The following is a 16,484-nucleotide window of genomic DNA, read 5'->3' as shown; positions in this document are numbered from 1 at the left end:
TATTTTACAGACTCCTACATTTATGCAAATTTCAATCCCAAATACGCTCAATATGCATTGACAATTCTGCGAACATTCTATAATTTTTGTCTTCCATTCCGTTCGTGGGATAAGCAAAAACTGACTCCTGCTCAACGTTTGGGTTTAACAGATAAACAATACACCATTAAGGATATTATTTATTTTATGTAAAGAAAGAAAACTGTGACATTCTTCCTCTACGTGGGAAGTCGTGGTAAAATTTACTTGTGTTTCTGAAAATGCTAATATTGGCATATATCCGAAAGGTAAAGGTGAGGATTTCAATGTTGCCTATGAAATTTACGACAGAAGAAGCAATTCTATTTTCCAAAAATGGATGTATCGAAGAATGGGTGCATATTTTTTTGAAAACTATTGGAAATAATCCGCCTTTTTCTGATGGTTTGAAACTTCAAAAAAGGTATTGGCTTGGTCCCATATTACTATCAATAAATGAACTTCAAAGATGTTGTGGTCCTGAAGAAAATATGGAATATCATAATCCGTTAGATGATTGGGAAAAACGTATTGGAAAGTTATCTGATTTAATTCAGAAGGGTTGGGAATACCCTCCCTTAATAGTTCAACACCATGAGGGGAAATTGATTATTAGTGATGGGAACGGCAGACATGAAGCGTTGAAAAGACTTAATCACAAAAATTGTTGGGTAATTCTGTGGGATAGTGATAATCTGAGTAATTTAAGCAGATGGAGTCAATTGGATGGTAGCTTGTAATGGAATATATTTATGAAAGAATCCAAAAAAACTATGAAGACTTTGCAAGTGGAAGGGTACTGTATAATGCACATGGAACAACTGCGTTTCCTGTAAGGCTTGCAAATGAGATTATTCAACGGTGCTTTCAAATACTCGAAGCAAAAGGAAGCAAAGGTCCATATTCGCTATACGACCCTTGTTGTGGCGGGGCATATTTACTCACAGTAATTGGAATACTTCATAGCGATAAAATTAGAAGTATCTTTGCATCCGACATTAATTGCGATGTGCTTGGGGTAGCTGAAAAAAACTTGTCTTTGCTTTCAGCTAATGGGTTAAATAAACGGAAAGAGCAAATTAAAGAATATATCCAATTGTACAATAAAGTATCTCATATTAAGGCTTTGGAAAGTGCAGAAAGATTAAGCGATTTTATTTTAGGTTCGATTATTGAGAAGGTGACTACGTTTCAGAGTGATGTCACTATTTCAAATCATAAAAGTGAAATAAGCAATAAAATTAATATTGTCATTACAGACCTTCCTTATGGTGACATTGTTACTTGGAGAAGCAATAGCTCAGACCCGTTAATAGACTTTTTTGAAAATGTGTTTGAGATTTTAGACCATTCGCATTCTGTCTTAGCAGTAATTGCGGATAAAAGTCAAAAGTTAAAACACGAAAAGTTCAAAAGAATCGAATTAGTCAAAATAGGGAAAAGGCAATTTGGAATTTTTGAACCCATAATCCATTCGAATTGAAATAACTATAAAAGGACAGCCGATTGGCTGTCCTTTTATTTGGTTTTCTCCACCAAAAACACGGTCAATTTCATTGTCAAAACAAATTTTGCACCCGAAAAGAGAACCCGTTAGGTATTTCCGGACGGTTTGTCTTACTACTTCACCGTGATATTGCCTGAATTCGTACGAATTTTGATGACATCATTGGTCTTTTGCGGAGCTTCGGGAGCGTGAACGCTGCCGTCATCGGCCCGAAGGTCGTACAAGCCTTGAAAAGCTTCGTCCTCGGACAGCTTCACGTTGCCGTCAACTACGGTGATATCAAGCTCATCCGAACGCTGGTTGCTGAGTGTCACATTGCCTGAAAAGGTTTTAAGCACGCCCTCCCCGGTAAAGTGGTCCATCGTGATGTTCCCATCGGTCGTTTCCATGTTGATATGACCCGAAATAAAGTCGGTTTTAATGTTGCCGGACATAACCTTATACGTGCCTTCGCCGGTAATCTGTTTCAAGGTCATGTTGCCGTCTTGCACGCTGGCGTCAAGGGCTGCCTGAATATTTTCGGCGGTAACATTACCCGAGGCTGATTCGAGTTTCAACTGCTCCGCCGCGGCATCCGATATATTTAAGCTGCCCGAGTATACTTTAAGTTCCGCGTGCCGCGCCTTTAAGCCACTGACTTTGCCGCTGCCGGAATGAAAGTCGAACTGAACATGATCGAACTGTCTGGAATCGGGGAGGGCTACAGTAATATGCGGATTGGCTGTTTGGAAGTCGAGTGAAAGAAACTCAAAATTACGATCTGTTAAATCCAGTTGGAATCCATTTCCGGCCGGTTCAGCTTTTTGCAGTTTGTCGATCATTTCCTGTTTCAGATTGCCGCTAAGTTCGATATAGCTGCTTCCGTCCCCGCTAACAATGAATTCGATGTCGGTAGGGGAATCGGTGTCTACATTCAAGGCGCCTAACTGGGAAGCATCAAGGCTCCAGCGGTGCTGATAGGACTTAAGCGGCTCACCGAAGCTGAAATTTTGATAGGCCATTCCGGCGAGTCCAATAACAATGAGAATGATGGCGAGCAAAGACCATTTTCTAGTCACGATTCACGTTTCCCTTCATGAGACGGACATTCCATCCCCTATAGTTTAATGTTAATTTCAGCAATCCTTTAAAAATATACCGGGAAGACAAAAGAAGCAGAATGCCGATGCCGACGAGGGCAACCGAAGCAAAAGCTTTGGCCGGGTAAAATACAGGGTCTTTCAGATAGTCGAGCAGAAGCAGCACGGGACTCAGGATACCGCTTGCGGCTCCGGCTGCAATCCCAACCCCTGCCGACCAGAAAGCGATCAGCAGCGGGATCATCACCAGATTGAGAAAGAACAGGCCGGTATGTAGGGCTGCCGAAACCCATGCGATTCGCCGCCGCAAGGGAGTTTCAGGCCCTTGACCGGTTTGGCCGGCATATCCTTGCGCCTGCTTCTGTTCCTGACCGTAGAACCAGTATAAGGGCTGCTCGTTTTTTGGCTCGGCGCGGTCTCCGAGCACCTCTTTGGCGAGCTCGGCGGGATCGCCAAGCTCGGTGACGATTTCTTCCTCGGTCTTGCCGCTTTGCAGCCCAAAGGCAAAATGGGCTTTGTAGTCGTCCATCAATTCGTCCCGTTCTTCAGGGGGCAGTGCCGTCAAATGAGACTCCATCACGGACAGAAATTCATTTTTTGTCATGGCTGGATTCCTTTCTGAATTAATCTCGTAACCCCGATGGAAAATTTGTTCCATTCTGCGACGAGCCTGTGCATATGGACTTCTCCTTCGGGAGTAAGCTTGTAATATTTCCGCGGGGGGCCGCCGCTCGATTCCTGAAGATAGGTCATGCAGTAGCCTTCCTTGACAAGCCTGCGCAGCAGCGGGTAAAGCGCCCCTTCAGCGACCTCGATATATTCCGAAACCGATTGGGCAAGCTCGTATCCATAGCGTGCCTGCTGATGGATGAGCACCAGCACGCAAAGCTCCAGCGCGCCTTTCTTGAACTGGATACTGATATCCAAATAGCATCCCTCATTTGCAATTGTTAAGTGATGTATCGCTATTATCGCTATGTTCTGTACTGAATATTAATTAGTACTGAAGTAAGATTAACATGTAGTATTGAATAATGCAAGATAGTAAGTGATATAATTCTGAAAAATAGGCTGCCCCTTCCCTTGAAAGGGTTTGCTGCTAGGCAAGTGCTTGGCTCTATGCCGCAAACCTGATCCTTAAGGGCAGAAAGACCCCGGCCCAGCCTTGAATTCTGAAGGCTAAGGGCCGGGGCCTTTCAACAGCAGTGTTATTCTTTTTCCTGAGCCAGGGAAGTCAGCGGCTTTGTAGCCGGTCCCTCAATCACTTCGCCTTTATAATTGTACCGGGAACCGTGGCAGGGGCAGTCCCAGGTACGTTCGCCGGCATTCCATTCCACCTCGCAGCCCATATGCATACATGTCGTATCGACAAGGAACAGCTGCCCCTGCCCGTCTTTGTAAGCGCCGGCCCGCTTGCCATGGTGCCGGACGACGGCGCCTTCATCGTTTTGCAGCTCGCTGGCTTTCCGTTGGACGAATTCCACCTTGCCGGTCACCAGTTCCATGGCGACCTCGGCGTTCTGGACGATGAAGTTTTTAAGGGTTGGATCGGCTTTAAACCTTTGCGGGGTGAACAGCTCCTCGTACCGGTTCTCCCGTTTCATAATCCGGTCCCGGATCATGTTGGCGGCCAGAGTCCCGGTGGTCATGCCCCATTTGGCAAACCCAGTGGCGATTAGAATATTGGGATCATCCTTGGTGGCGGAGCCGATATACGGTACCCGGTCCAGCGTGGTCAGGTCCTGGGTTGACCAGCGGAAAGGGATGCTTTTGATGCCGAACAGCGAACCGCCAAACTGCTCAAGCTCTTCATAATTTTTGATGGTGCACTTGCTTTGGCCAGTTTTGTGGTTTGCGCCGGCGACCAGCACAAGGTTCCGGCCATTCCAACTGGCCGCCCGCAGCGATCTTCTCGGCGATCCGCAGTTTACATACATGCCGCCTTCAAAGGGAGTCTCCGGCTCCATGGCGACCACGTAGGAGCGCTCGGAATACAGGCGGGAGAAATACATGGCCCCGTCATAGAAAGGAAAATGGGAGGCGGACACAGCGTAGGCGCATTTGATCGTATCGCCCTGCTCCGTACGAAGAACGAGGCGTCCGTTCTCCTTCTCTACCTTTTCTCCGACCATGGTGTTCTCGTAAACTTTTGCGCCGCCGGCCACGATTTCATTCACCATGAACTGGAGATACTGAAGCGGATGGAACCGGGCCTGGTTCTTCATCTTGATCGCCCCCTTAACCGAAAGCGGAAGGGACAGTGTATCGAGCCACTCTCCGGGGAGCCCCAGCTTCTCATAGGCTTTCCATTCCTGCCCCAGCTTCTTCAAATCCTGATCGGAGTCGGCATACAAATAAGCATCTTCCTGCAGCATGCCGCAGTTGATTCCGTGTTCTGCTGCGAAGCTGCGGATGAACTGCAGCGCCTCTTCGTTGGCCTCAAAGTAGGCCCTTGCCTGCTGCTCGCCGAAATGGCCGATTAACGAATCATAGATCAGCCCCTGCTGGGACGTTATTTTTGCGGTTGTATAGCCGGTTGTTCCGTTCAGAATGGGGCCCATATCTATCAATGCGACAGACATGCCTTCCTTCATAAGCAGATAGGCAGTCGTAATGCCTGTAATGCCGGCGCCGACGATGGCTACATCGGCTTCCGTGTGTCCCTTTAGCCTAGGAAACTCGGAAAACTGGACGGTATTTCGCCAAAGCGATTCCGGAAATTGCGGGAGCTCGCTCTCGCGGGGAATTTGGCTGCTGGTCATAGAGAATCCTCCTAAAGGTTTGGTTGAAGCATAGGCTTCCGTCGGAAGCTTAAGCTATATGGAAATCGAATCGTTCATGATTGGCTGCCCGTAAACCACGGGTTGCGATCGCCGGGGTACCTTTTCAATTATTGCCACTTAAGCGGGAATAAAAACGAAGGGATGGGGAGAAGGAAGAGGCTGGGTCTCTTTTTCAACTAAGGAGCAAATTGACGAAATCTAAATCAGGATTTATACTTATTCTAAAATCAAATTGAAGGACGGGTTTAACCATGAAAGGTTTAAATTTAACGACACAACGGAAAGCTGTTTACGATATAGTGCGAAATTCGAATGACCATCCGACGGCTGCGGAAGTAATGAACCGTCTTGTTGAACAGGGTTACAATTTTGCATATGGTACGGTGTACAACTCTCTGCGTTATTTGACGGACAAGGAACTGATCCGGGAACTGAAGCTGGGGGAATCGGCCAGCCGATATGACGCGAAGCTTGATGAACACCAGCATATTATTTGCGTTTCCTGCGGTCGTGTGGATGAGGTTATGTCATCGGTTCCTGAGGATTGGAAGCAGGCGGTAGCCAAAGAAACCGGCTATGATGTGCATCACGCAAACGTAGTATTCGGAGGGATGTGTCCACAGTGTTTGAAGAAGAGAACAAATTAAGAGCTGTTACCCCTGACGAAGATTTCCCGCCTTATGCGGAAGCCTGCCCGGTGACCCAAAGGGTCATTGTGGTCAGCCCGTTTCCAAGCGCTATTCATGAGCTTGTCCGCGATCTGTCGGAGGGCTGTTTTGACGTAATGGTGTTTCATCACCGGGAAGAGGGGATCCGGAATGCCCTCTCGGCGGATTTGCTGATCTTTGATCTGACCCGGTACAGGGAGCAGGATTCGGTGGTGATCAAATCGGTGTTATCCCAGGATACGGGCGGTGTGCCGGTTTTGTATCTGATCAAGGAGCAGATGCTCTCGCGTCTGGATGCCGATCTTAGCCGGCAGGAGCTTTTGATATGGCCTTCGCGGCCTCAGGAGCTGGTCTACCACGCCCAGCGCATTATCCGCAATTATGCGGGCAAGCGGCCTGTGGCTTCACGCCTGCTGGCAGGCACTTCGCCGGCTATATACAAGGATTTGTGGATCGACCGCAAGAAGATGGCGGTATACCGCAAAGGCGAGCAAATCGATCTGACCAAGACGGAATACGATCTGTTCGTGCAGCTTCTGGAAAGCGAAGGCAGCGTAATGACCCGCGAGGATCTGCTGTCGGCCGTTTGGGGCACGACTTTTCTGGGAGGCAGCAATGTGGTGGATGTCCATATCAAAAGCCTTCGCAAAAAGCTGGGAGACCGCGCAGCATCACCGGAATATATCGCTACGGTCCGGGGCGCTGGATACCGGCTCGCCGATTGATTGTTCCTTATCGTTAGATACATGCCGAGGAAGGTTTGCGGATTTACAGGCGCTCGGTCTGTCCTATAAGCTAGGAATCATAATGCTAGATCGGCTATGCCGCATCACTGGGAGGATGAAAGATGGGTGGAAGACTGGAAGGAAAGCGGATTGCGTTAACGGGTCCGCGCCGTTCTCAGGAGCTGAGCAAGCTTGTAGAAAATATGGGAGGAATTCCTCTGCTGCGTCCAAGCCAGGGTACGGTTTTCCTGGATGACACCCGGCTGAGGGACGGGATCGTATCCTGGTTGTCCAAACGTCCGGAATGGGCGGTGCTTACGACAGGCATGGGTCTGGAAGCGTTGTTTGGCATGGCTGAGGATATGGGGCTTGCAGCGGATTTATGGGATCTCCTAAGAGACTCGCGTATTGCAGCAAGAGGCTATAAGACCGTTAACGCCTTGAAAAAGAGGAAGCTCGAACCCGTGGTCAGGGACGATGACGGAAGCTCGGAAGGCTTGATCCACTCGTGGGAGAGCTTGGGCCTCGCAGATTCTCTTCAGGGCGCAAGCGTGATGCTTCAGCTTCACGGCGACCCTGCGCCAAGGCTTAACAGCTGGCTGGAGGAGAAAGGCGCAAGCGTCATACAGCTCCTGCCCTACCGACATGTTTCCCCACCGGAAGAGAGCCTGGAGCAGCTGCTTAAGGATATTCTCGGCGGCGCTGTCGATGCCGTTACGTTTACAAGCAGCCCCCAGGTGCGTTTCCTGCTGGAATATGCGGCGAAATCGGGACGGTCGGGGCAGTTGCTTGAGGCTTTGGAGGGTCCGGTTGTCGCCGTATCCGTGGGCAAAGTGACTGCGCAGGGACTGAGGGAAGCGGGCCTTACGCGGGTTATTGCTCCGCGGGAAGAACGGATGGGCAGCATGATGGTTGAGCTTGCGCGGTATTATGCCGGACAAAATGGAAAAGAGTAAGCGAGGGACCGTTTGAGGAACCTGAAGCTAAGCAGTCATACAATAGAACTAAGCCGTTAACGGAACAATAACGCTTCGATTGGGAGGCCGGAACGCTGGAAAGCGACCGGCCTTTTGATTTGGGACATTCCTTGTTACAATGTTTCTACGGGCCGGAAGGTTCAAACCATAATGAGGTGAAGTGATTGTCAACTTTTGAAGCATTCGGGTTATCGCCCGAGATACTTAATAATTTGAGAAGCCAGGGAATTGTGCAGCCAACGCCTGTTCAGGAAGCGGCGCTTCCGCCGCTGCTTGCGGGCGAAGACGTCATTGCGCAGGCCCAGACGGGAACCGGGAAAACGCTGGCTTTTCTGCTCCCGATCATGGAGCGGATTCAGCCGCAGAAAGCACATCCGCAGGCGCTTGTCATTATGCCGACGCGGGAGCTTGCGATCCAGGTCACGGCTGAAGCCCGGAAGCTTGCGGCGGGGAAACCGGGAATTCACATCCTGGCCGCATACGGCGGGCAGGATGTGGAGCGGCAGCTGCGGAAGCTGGAAGGCGGAAGCCAGCTCGTCATCGGGACGCCGGGCCGGCTGCTGGATCATATGAGGCGCGGGTCGCTTGCTCTTGGCGGCGTGACCATGCTTGTGCTGGACGAAGCGGACCAGATGCTGCACATGGGCTTTCTGCAGGAGGTCGAAGAAATCCTCCATGCGATTCCGCGCAGACGGCAGAGCATGCTGTTCTCGGCGACGATGCCGGACGGCATCCGGCGGCTGGCTAAAAACTACATGAACGCTCCCCGGGATATCCGCATTTCTTCGGATTCGGACATTCCGCTGGACAACATCCGCCAGCTGGTGGTGGAATGTACGGACCGCACGAAGCAGGACGCTCTGATCGCCATGATTGAACGGGACCGTCCTTACCTGGCGGTCATCTTCTGCCGCACGAAGCGCCGCGCCAAAACGTTGAACGAAGCTTTGCAGAGCAAAGGCTACGCTTCGGACGAGCTGCACGGCGATTTGTCGCAGGCGAAGCGCGAGCAGGTGATGCGCGCCTTCCGCAGCGCGAAGCTGCAGCTGCTGGTTGCCACGGATGTGGCGGCGCGCGGCATCGATGTCGAAGGCGTGACGCATGTGTACAATTACGATATTCCGCAGGATGTGGAATATTACATTCACCGCATCGGCCGGACAGGGCGCGCCGGCGGCAAGGGCCTGGCCGTCACCTTCGTTGCGCCGAAGGATCTGCCGGAGCTGCGCGACATTGAGCGCGGCATTTCGCAGCGGATCAAGCGTCAGCGCTACGAAGCTTCCGGCTTCGCCGAGCGGGAGAAGCCCGGCGAAGAGGCTGCCGCCAAGAGCGGCAGACGCGCGGGCGAGCGCGGAGACGGCCGCCCCAAGAAAGGCGGGGCGGCTTCGCGCGCCGGCAAATCCGGCGGCCGGGCTGCCGGAGGCGGGCGTGCCGAAGGACGCCGCGGCGAGGAACGCGCAGGCGGAGGCCGCCGCGAAGGCCGGTCCGCAGGCGGCAGAGGCGGCCGGCAGGACAGCCGCCCTCAGGGGCGGAGCGGTTCGCCCGGCGGCCGTGGCCGAAGCGGGGGGCGCCGCGGGGGACGGCAGCGCTAAACGCCCGGCATAACTAGCGGGCGGGTGCTACCGGCAGCTCCATCAGCAGCCTCGGCGGGAGGGAAGGCCGGTTGCCGTTCCTGCCCTGCCTTGCTTGCCTGCGCTTTGGGCTGCTGGAACCAAATGGGGCTGTGCTGCCGCAACATTTTACCGGCAAGATCCGTTATATCGTTATAGAAGATAGAAGGTAACGTAACGACCGCCTGGAACGGTCGCTTGGAAAGAGGAGGAACACTAACGCATGAACCGAACATCAGGGAGAGCAAAAGCCGCTTTGGCAGCTTCAACTCTTACGCTGCTGCTGACAGCTGTATTGTTGGCTGCTTGCGGCAATGGGGAATCGACTACGGCTACGAGTAATAACGTGGGGGAAGCTTCTTCAAGTCAGGGAGGTATCACTGATCCGGCCACGGTTTCAAGTGATCCCGTAACGGATTCGGGCAATCCGGACGAAGCTGTTTCTTCGGACGGGACAAGTGGTGCAAGCCCATCGGCAAATACCGGCATCACCGATCCGGGAACAAGTACGGAGAGCCCTCCAGTTTCGGGAACAGGTGGTGGGAGCCCTCCCGCTTCGGGAGAAGCGCAGCCGGATCAGGCTGTGGCAACGGATCCCGACAGTATCGCGGTGCTTGTCAACAAGCAGTTAGGACTTCCAAAGGATTACGAGCCCAAGGATCTCGTTTATCCGGATGTGACGTTCACGTTTAAGGAGAAAATCGAAAAGCGCATGATGCGCAAAGAGGCGGCTGAGGCGCTCGAAGAGATGTTCGCAGGCGCCAAGAAAGACGGGATCTATCTGGCGGGCGTTTCGGGCTATCGCTCTTATGCCAGACAAAAAGCTTTGTTTGAGAGCTATGTGAAGAAAGATGGCGAAGAGAAGGCGAAGACCTATAGCGCCGTTCCGGGATACAGCGAGCATGAAACAGGGCTTGCGATCGACGTATCGGGCAGCGACGGCAAATGTGCGGCGGAGGATTGTTTTGCAGACACGGAGGAAGCGGCCTGGATTGCCAAACACGCGCATGAATACGGATTTATTGTGCGTTTCCCGAAAGGTAAGGAAGACATCACCGGTTATAAATACGAAGCTTGGCATATCCGCTTTGTCGGAAAAGAGATTGCGAAAGACATCGCAGAGCGGGGAATTACGCTTGAAGAATACTACAACGCGATCCCGGTTTCGAAATAACGTGGTCTGTTTGAAAGAAACGGCTGTACGGTCCTGAAAAGGACGGGGCAGCCGTTTTTCTTGTCCGCCGCAATCATAAAAAAACTACAATAATTTGAAATAAGTGTTGACAAATGATAATGATTATCAGTATCTTTATACATAGAGATTGATAATGATTATCAAAGGGAATTTGTTGAACTTGAATAAATACAGATTTTAATGGGGAAGGAAGTTGTGCCATGGTTTCTCTGCGGACGGCCCGTCTTGATATTGCTTACGAAGACCGGATGATTGTCGAGGATCTGAATATTCAGATTCCGGATGGCCAAATTACAGCGCTGGTAGGGGCGAACGGCTCTGGTAAGTCCACTATCCTCAAGACAATGGCCCGGATTATTCAGCCGAAAGGCGGAAGCGTTCTGCTGAACGGCAAGTCTATTCACAAGCAGTCCACACGGGAGGTAGCGAAACAGCTCGCTATTCTGCCGCAGAACCCGACGGCTCCGGACGGGTTGACGGTATACGAGCTTGTGTCTTATGGCCGTTTTCCTTACCAGAAGGGCTTTGGAAGCCTGAACGCGGAGGACCGGCGGGTGATTGAGTGGGCTATCGAGGTGACCGGAATGTCCGAATTCGCGGATCGTCCGACCGAGCAGCTGTCAGGCGGACAGCGTCAGCGCGCCTGGATTGCCATGGCACTGGCACAGGAAACGGGAATCCTGTTCCTTGACGAACCGACCACCTTCCTCGATATGGCCCACCAGCTTGAGGTGCTTCAGCTGCTGGAGCGGCTGAACGTGGAACAGAACCGGACGATCGTCATGGTCGTGCACGATCTGAACCACGCATCAAGATATGCCCAGCATATGATTGCCATCAAATCCGGCAAGGCTGTGGCTTCAGGAACACCGGCGGAGGTCATGACCCCGGAAGTGATGAGGGATGTTTTTGGCATTGAAGCCGATATTATCATAGATCCCCGTACAGGTGTGCCTCTGTGCTTGCCGTATGAACTGGCCGGCCGCAAGTCCGAGGTACGCGTTAAAGCGGCAGACAGGGAGCTGCGTCCCGCACCCCAGGTAGCTGCAGCGTTTCGTTAGTCATCCAAAGCTTGCGACACTTGGCTGCCGCTCTGTCGAAGGAGGATACCCTGCTTGAGCATAAATTTCGAACTGTTTGATCAGTATTTATGCCTGGTCAGATGTGACCCAGGCGGCTCCGCTTACAGCGTAAACGCCAAGGAACTGCTGCAGCCGGAGGCAATGGAAACTTTTCTTGAAGCCTTCCGATTGCAGATTAAAGGGACGGATGTTCAGGTGGCGGGCACTTATTTTGCCGCATGGTGGCGAGGGGTCTGTGTCGCTCTACAGTATATGATCTCTTTGACGGACCGAATGCTTGACCTTTCACTTGATAATATCAAGCTTCATCTTGCGTTTCGCGACAAGTATCCAAAGATCGTGTTCAGGCTGGCAGGTCCGGAGGAACTGCCTTGGCCGGCCGGAAGCCATGAAGAGAAGAGGGCTGCCGTACTGGAGCATTTCTACGCGGGTCAGCTTCGGCCGCTGTTTCAGACCCTCGCCGCTTCTACCGGCCTTTCCTTGGGTCAGCTTTGGGGACAATTGCCGCTCGGCATTGAATATTATATGAAGCTGATAGAGGGAATGCTCGAAAGCGAGGGTGACAAGCTGCGCCTTCGCGAAGACCACCGCTTCCTTGCGGAGAGTCTCGATCCGGCGTTGTTCGGGCTAAAACGGAACCCTTTTACATATAAAAAGGTCATGATCGACGATCCCCGCGAGCCCGGCAAACAGCTGGTGATGAAACCGACATGCTGTCTTGCTTACCGTACGGATACAGGCTACGGCTGCTGCATCACATGCCCCAAGCTGACCGAGGAACAAAGAGCCCAGAAGTTTGCGGATATGGCAAAGCCCTCTACCTGAACTGAAGCAGAACTTGGCACATTGCCTTTTCGGTTGGCTTTTCATACAGCGTCAAAAATCAGGGTTAGAAGCTGCCGGGCATAGGCTAGCCTTCTTTCTTGTACCTAAAATTCTCAGTATTCCGCTATATAAACTATTATTTGCGTTGTTGATTATTATATTTGGAGGGATTCATTTATGAAACGATTGGGAAAATGGCTGCTGCCGCTTGCAGTCCTTGTCATATTCAGCTTTGCGCTATCCGCTTGCGGAGGGAAATCAGCCGTCAATAACGAAAGCGGGAAGGGAAACCAGGCTGCGAAGGCAAACGCCTCATCAGCAGCGCCGTCCTCGCAGGAACCTGCGGCTTCCGGGGAGACAGCAACTTACAAAAATCCGCTGGGAGAGGCCGTCATTAAGGGGACCCCGAAACGAATCGTAGCTTTGGATTGGACCTACGCGGAAGACCTTATAGCTTTGGGAATCCAGCCGGCGGGGGTTGCCGATATAAAAGGGTATAAGCAATGGGTTAACGGTGACACGCCGCTTGGCAGCGATGTTGTCGACGTAGGGACGCGTCAGGAACCGAATCTGGAGGCCATCGCCGCACTTGAGCCGGATTTGATTATTACGGCCGATTACCGGGCTGAGTCCATCTATGACAAACTGAATGCCATCGCGCCGACACTGGCGTTCAGCCCTTATCCGAATGACCCGAATGTTGACCAATATCAGGAAATGATTGATACCTTCAACACGATCGCAAAAAATTACGGGCAAGCAGTCTGAAGCAGGCAAGGTTCTGGCGGACCTGGACCAGACCTATGCCGATGTGGCGGAAAAAATGAAGGCGGCCGGAAAAGAAAACGCGGAATTTACGCTGGTGCAGGCCTGGAGCAGCGATAACGTGCCGCAAATGCGGATCTTTACGAACAATTCCCTCGCCGTCAAAACGCTGAATAAAATCGGTCTGAAAAACGCCTATTCCGATCCGGCCTTTGAGCCATACGGATATTCCGAAAAAACGGTTGAGGCTCTGCCTGCCCTGCAGCAGTCCAATTTGCTCTACGTAGTACCTGACAATGACAATGTGTTTGCGAGCCAGCTTAAAAACAACGCGGTATGGAAAAATCTGCAGTTTGTCAAAGAAAATCGTACCTATTCGCTGGGCGGCGACACGTGGTTTTTTGGAGGACCGCTGTCGGCCAAGGTGCTTGTCGATAAAGCGGCCGAAGTTCTTGCGCCATGATCCGGCGTAAGCTCGAAGTTGCTGCGGCATCCGGGACTCCTGAACAGGCACAGACTCCGTCTGTGCCTGCAGGTCATGCGTCACGCGGCGTTCTATTTATTGTATTTCTTGCGGGTCCCTTGCTGCTGTTATTGATCGGCATGGTTCAAATCACGCAGGGAACGGCGGATGTGCGTCTTGGTACCATCCGGGAAGCCCTCTTCCATCTGGATCCGGAGGACCCGCTTCAGCAAATTGTCCGCGGCGTTAGAATGCCGCGCGCCGTAATGGGACTTGTGGCGGGAGCGGCACTGGCCGTATCCGGCGTCCTGCTTCAGACGCTTACCCGCAATCCGCTAGCTTCAGCCGGTACGCTAGGCATAAACAGCGGGGCTTATCTGGCCGTGATCGTATCGGCGATCTTTTTCCCTTCGCTTGGCAGCTCATCCCCGCTGCTCTCTGCTTCGCTGGGCGGTCTGCTGGCCGGAGGGATCGTGTTCCTGCTAGCCGGGAGCAAACGAATATCCCCCATACGGCTTGCGCTCGGGGGCATGGCCCTTTCTCTCGTGCTTTCGTCCATCACGGGCACATTGCAGCTTCTCTATGAGAATGAAACATCCGGTTTGTTCCTGTGGGGTTCGGGGACGCTTGTGCAGAATGACTGGCACAATCCTGCCTCCACCTGGGGGTGGATCGCCGGGGGGATCGCGATATCCTTGGGGTTTAGCCGTAATCTGGACATTCTGCTCATGGATGAGGCGGTGGGGCGCTCCCTTGGCCAGCGCATCGCTCTGACCCGGACCTTGAGCGTCCTGCTTGCCGTGCTGCTGGCTTCGGTGGCGGTAAGCGCGGTTGGCCCCATCGGGTTTGTCGGCCTGCTCGCTCCGCATCTGCTGCGGCTGATGGGCATCCGCCGCCACCTGCTGCTCCTGCCGGCGGCCGCCATCTGGGGCGGGGTCGTCCTGATGACGGCCGACCTTGGCGTCCTTGTGCTGGAGCCTGTCTTTGGCATTCTTCCCGCAGGGGCAGTGACGGCTTTGCTTGGCGCTCCCTGGCTGGTCTGGCTCGTTTACCGGATGAAGCCTTCCCGGGGAGACGTCCAGGGCAGCGGCTCCGGCATGACCCTCGGCTGGCTGCGCCGCGTGCCTTACGGCGCTGCCGTTCTGACGGCAGTGTTGCTGCTCGCTGCCGGATTTCTGGCTGGCCTCATGCTGGGCAGCAAAACGTTAACGCTCCCCGAGACACTCTCCGCTCTGACGGGAGGCGGCAGCAAGCTGGTTCGCTACATGGTGATCGATACCCGCCTCCCGCGGCTGCTTGTCGCCTGCCTGGCCGGCGCCTCGCTCGCGGTCAGCGGGGCTCTGCTGCAGGGCGTCGTCCGCAACCCGCTGGCGGATCCCTCCGTCATCGGGATTACATCCGGCGCCGGTCTCGGCGCGCTCACCGTCATGATGCTGGTTCCGGGACTCTCCGCGGCGTTTGTTCCCGGAACAGCATTTCTGGGAGCAATGGCCTGCGCGGCCGCGATCTATCTGTTCACCCGAAAGGGAGGGGTGGAACCGGCCAAGGTGGCCCTGATCGGCATGGCCATCTCAGCCTTTTGCGCCGCCGGCATTCAGGCGCTGGTCGTGAAGGCGCAGCTGCGCGTGGCGTCGCTCCTGGTCTGGCTATCCGGCAGCACCTACGCTCGCAGCTGGGATGAACTGCAGATGCTGTTTATCTGGCCTCTTGCCCTGCTGCCGCTCGCCTGGTGGATCGCCCGCCGGCTGGATCTGCTGGCGCTCGGGGACGCGGCGGCCATCGGCCTAGGCGTAAAGCCGGACCGTGTGCGGGCACTGGCCGGGCTGATCGGCGCTGCGCTGGCCGCTTCGGCGGTGGCGACGGTCGGCACCGTCGGCTTTGTCGGCCTGCTCGCACCGCATGCCGCCAGAGTGCTGGCGCCATCCGGCACCCGCAAGCTGACCGTGCTGGCGGCGCTGCTGGGCGCGCTGTTCCTGCTTCTGGCGGATCTGGTCGGCCGCACGGTCCTGGCGCCGAAGGAGATTCCCTCCGGGCTCGTGGTAGCCGTACTCGGCGCGCCTTATTTTCTGTGGCTGATGAAGAGCGCGGGCAGCCGCCGCACCTGATCTTCCGCCTGCCAAGCGGCGGAAAGCCCTCTGGACGAATCGCCGCCCCGGTTTTATCATAGGAAGCGGAAGCGTAAAATCACGGTCCGGTTGGTAGTCCGGACGTACCTGGCTTAAGGACGCAAAAAACCGCATTTCCGGATTTTGGCGCGCAGCCGGGTATCAGTAACCTTCCCCCTCGGGATGTCCGTCGCTTCTGTATGTAGACAGAGGGGGATTGACTATGAAGTTGATCGTGTATTATGAAAATCCGTACTGGGTTGGCGCAGTTGAGGCCGAGGAGCAGGGAATCGTGAAGGCCGCACGGCATATTTTCGGTCCCGAGCCCACGAATCCGGAGCTGCTTGCTTTCGTCCAGAGCGGGGAGTTCAGCAGACTGATTGAAGGCATGAATTCCGTTGTTGCGACAGGAGCGGGGCAGATCCGCAAAATCAGTCCGAAACGGCTTCAGCGCGAGGTTTCCAAGGAGATGAAAGCCAGAGGCATCGGCACCTTTGCCGAGCAGGCAATCAAGCTTCAGTACGAGGAGTGCAAGCGGGAACGGAAGAAGGAAAGCCGCGAAATGCGCGAGGCGCTGAAGGAGAGGAAACGGGAGCTTGCCCGCCAAAAAGCGAAGGCCAAGCACAAGGGCCGTTGATGGCAGGACCCTGCGATGCGAGCTTTGCCGCCCGAGCCCCGAGCT

Annotated in this window: 17 protein-coding genes and 1 pseudogene; 14 read left to right on the top strand and 4 right to left on the bottom strand. The window is 53.7% G+C overall.

Going from position 1 to position 16,484, the window contains the following annotated elements; genetic code table 11:
- Positions 1-12: 12 nt before the first annotated feature.
- The 3 genes and pseudogenes from K7397_RS00955 to K7397_RS00945 form a co-directional block, all read left to right on the top strand.
- A pseudogene (locus tag K7397_RS00955) lies at positions 13-192 on the top strand (hypothetical protein); the annotation flags it as partial.
- 113 nt (positions 193-305) lie between these two features.
- On the top strand, positions 306-758 hold the full coding sequence (locus tag K7397_RS00950; RefSeq protein WP_223066056.1) for a ParB N-terminal domain-containing protein: 453 nt from the start codon (positions 306-308) through the stop codon (positions 756-758).
- On the top strand, positions 758-1,501 hold the full coding sequence (locus K7397_RS00945; RefSeq protein ID WP_223066055.1) for a hypothetical protein: 744 nt from the start codon (positions 758-760) through the stop codon (positions 1,499-1,501). The genes K7397_RS00950 and K7397_RS00945 overlap by 1 nt, the downstream gene beginning before the upstream one ends.
- A 137-nt stretch (positions 1,502-1,638) precedes the next feature.
- On the opposite strand, the gene K7397_RS00940 is transcribed toward K7397_RS00945, so the two are convergent.
- From K7397_RS00940 to K7397_RS00925, 4 genes are all read right to left on the bottom strand, one after another.
- On the bottom strand, positions 1,639-2,583 hold the full coding sequence (locus K7397_RS00940; protein WP_223066054.1) for a DUF4097 family beta strand repeat-containing protein: 945 nt from the start codon (positions 2,581-2,583) through the stop codon (positions 1,639-1,641).
- The gene (locus K7397_RS00935; protein WP_223066053.1) at positions 2,576-3,208 is read right to left on the bottom strand and encodes a DUF1700 domain-containing protein; all 633 of its coding nucleotides are present in this window, start codon (positions 3,206-3,208) and stop codon (positions 2,576-2,578) included. Before K7397_RS00935 ends, K7397_RS00940 begins: the two co-directional genes overlap by 8 nt.
- The gene (locus K7397_RS00930) at positions 3,205-3,531 is read right to left on the bottom strand and encodes a PadR family transcriptional regulator (protein ID WP_223066052.1); all 327 of its coding nucleotides are present in this window, start codon (positions 3,529-3,531) and stop codon (positions 3,205-3,207) included. The genes K7397_RS00935 and K7397_RS00930 overlap by 4 nt, the downstream gene beginning before the upstream one ends.
- A 281-nt stretch (positions 3,532-3,812) precedes the next feature.
- Entirely contained in the window at positions 3,813-5,366 is a 1,554-nt protein-coding gene (locus K7397_RS00925; RefSeq protein ID WP_223066051.1) for an FAD-dependent oxidoreductase, read from the bottom strand.
- Between the two features lie 272 nt (positions 5,367-5,638).
- Between K7397_RS00925 and K7397_RS00920 the strand changes: the two genes are divergently transcribed.
- The 11 genes from K7397_RS00920 (at position 5,639) to K7397_RS00875 (ending at position 16,439) form a co-directional block, all read left to right on the top strand.
- The gene (locus tag K7397_RS00920) at positions 5,639-6,034 is read left to right on the top strand and encodes a Fur family transcriptional regulator (RefSeq protein WP_223066050.1); all 396 of its coding nucleotides are present in this window, start codon (positions 5,639-5,641) and stop codon (positions 6,032-6,034) included.
- On the top strand, positions 6,010-6,780 hold the full coding sequence (locus K7397_RS21950) for a winged helix-turn-helix transcriptional regulator (RefSeq protein ID WP_337926655.1): 771 nt from the start codon (positions 6,010-6,012) through the stop codon (positions 6,778-6,780). The genes K7397_RS00920 and K7397_RS21950 overlap by 25 nt, the downstream gene beginning before the upstream one ends.
- Before the next feature lie 122 nt (positions 6,781-6,902).
- Positions 6,903-7,736, top strand: a complete 834-nt coding sequence (locus tag K7397_RS00910) for a uroporphyrinogen-III synthase (RefSeq protein ID WP_223066049.1) — start codon at positions 6,903-6,905, stop codon at positions 7,734-7,736.
- Positions 7,737-7,921: 185 nt separating this feature from the next.
- Positions 7,922-9,349, top strand: coding sequence for a DEAD/DEAH box helicase (locus K7397_RS00905; RefSeq protein WP_223066048.1), 1,428 nt, complete (start codon positions 7,922-7,924; stop codon positions 9,347-9,349).
- 241 nt (positions 9,350-9,590) lie between these two features.
- A complete protein-coding gene (locus tag K7397_RS00900) occupies positions 9,591-10,541 on the top strand; it encodes a M15 family metallopeptidase (protein WP_223066047.1) in 951 nt (316 codons plus the stop codon).
- A 221-nt stretch (positions 10,542-10,762) separates the two neighbouring features.
- Positions 10,763-11,623 carry an ABC transporter ATP-binding protein gene (locus K7397_RS00895; protein WP_223066046.1) on the top strand — a complete coding sequence of 287 codons (861 nt, stop codon included), beginning with the start codon at positions 10,763-10,765 and terminating at the stop codon, positions 11,621-11,623.
- Between the two features lie 54 nt (positions 11,624-11,677).
- Entirely contained in the window at positions 11,678-12,469 is a 792-nt protein-coding gene (locus tag K7397_RS00890) for an IucA/IucC family C-terminal-domain containing protein (protein WP_223066045.1), read from the top strand.
- A gap of 177 nt (positions 12,470-12,646) precedes the next feature.
- Positions 12,647-13,237, top strand: a complete 591-nt coding sequence (locus tag K7397_RS21215; protein ID WP_237690568.1) for an ABC transporter substrate-binding protein — start codon at positions 12,647-12,649, stop codon at positions 13,235-13,237.
- Positions 13,191-13,697, top strand: coding sequence for an ABC transporter substrate-binding protein (locus K7397_RS21210; RefSeq protein ID WP_237690567.1), 507 nt, complete (start codon positions 13,191-13,193; stop codon positions 13,695-13,697). The genes K7397_RS21215 and K7397_RS21210 overlap by 47 nt, the downstream gene beginning before the upstream one ends.
- The gene (locus K7397_RS00880) at positions 13,694-15,802 is read left to right on the top strand and encodes an iron ABC transporter permease (protein WP_223066044.1); all 2,109 of its coding nucleotides are present in this window, start codon (positions 13,694-13,696) and stop codon (positions 15,800-15,802) included. The genes K7397_RS21210 and K7397_RS00880 overlap by 4 nt, the downstream gene beginning before the upstream one ends.
- Positions 15,803-16,025: 223 nt before the next feature.
- Positions 16,026-16,439: a YjdF family protein gene (locus tag K7397_RS00875; RefSeq protein WP_223066043.1), complete on the top strand. Its 414-nt coding sequence runs from the start codon at positions 16,026-16,028 to the stop codon at positions 16,437-16,439.
- The last annotated feature ends 45 nt before the right edge of the window (positions 16,440-16,484 follow it).

Origin of the sequence: Paenibacillus caui (assembly GCF_019904135.1) — a bacterium.
GTDB classification, from domain to species: Bacteria; Bacillota; Bacilli; order Paenibacillales; family Paenibacillaceae; genus Fontibacillus; species Fontibacillus caui.
This window is presented reverse-complemented; position numbering and strand designations above follow the sequence as displayed.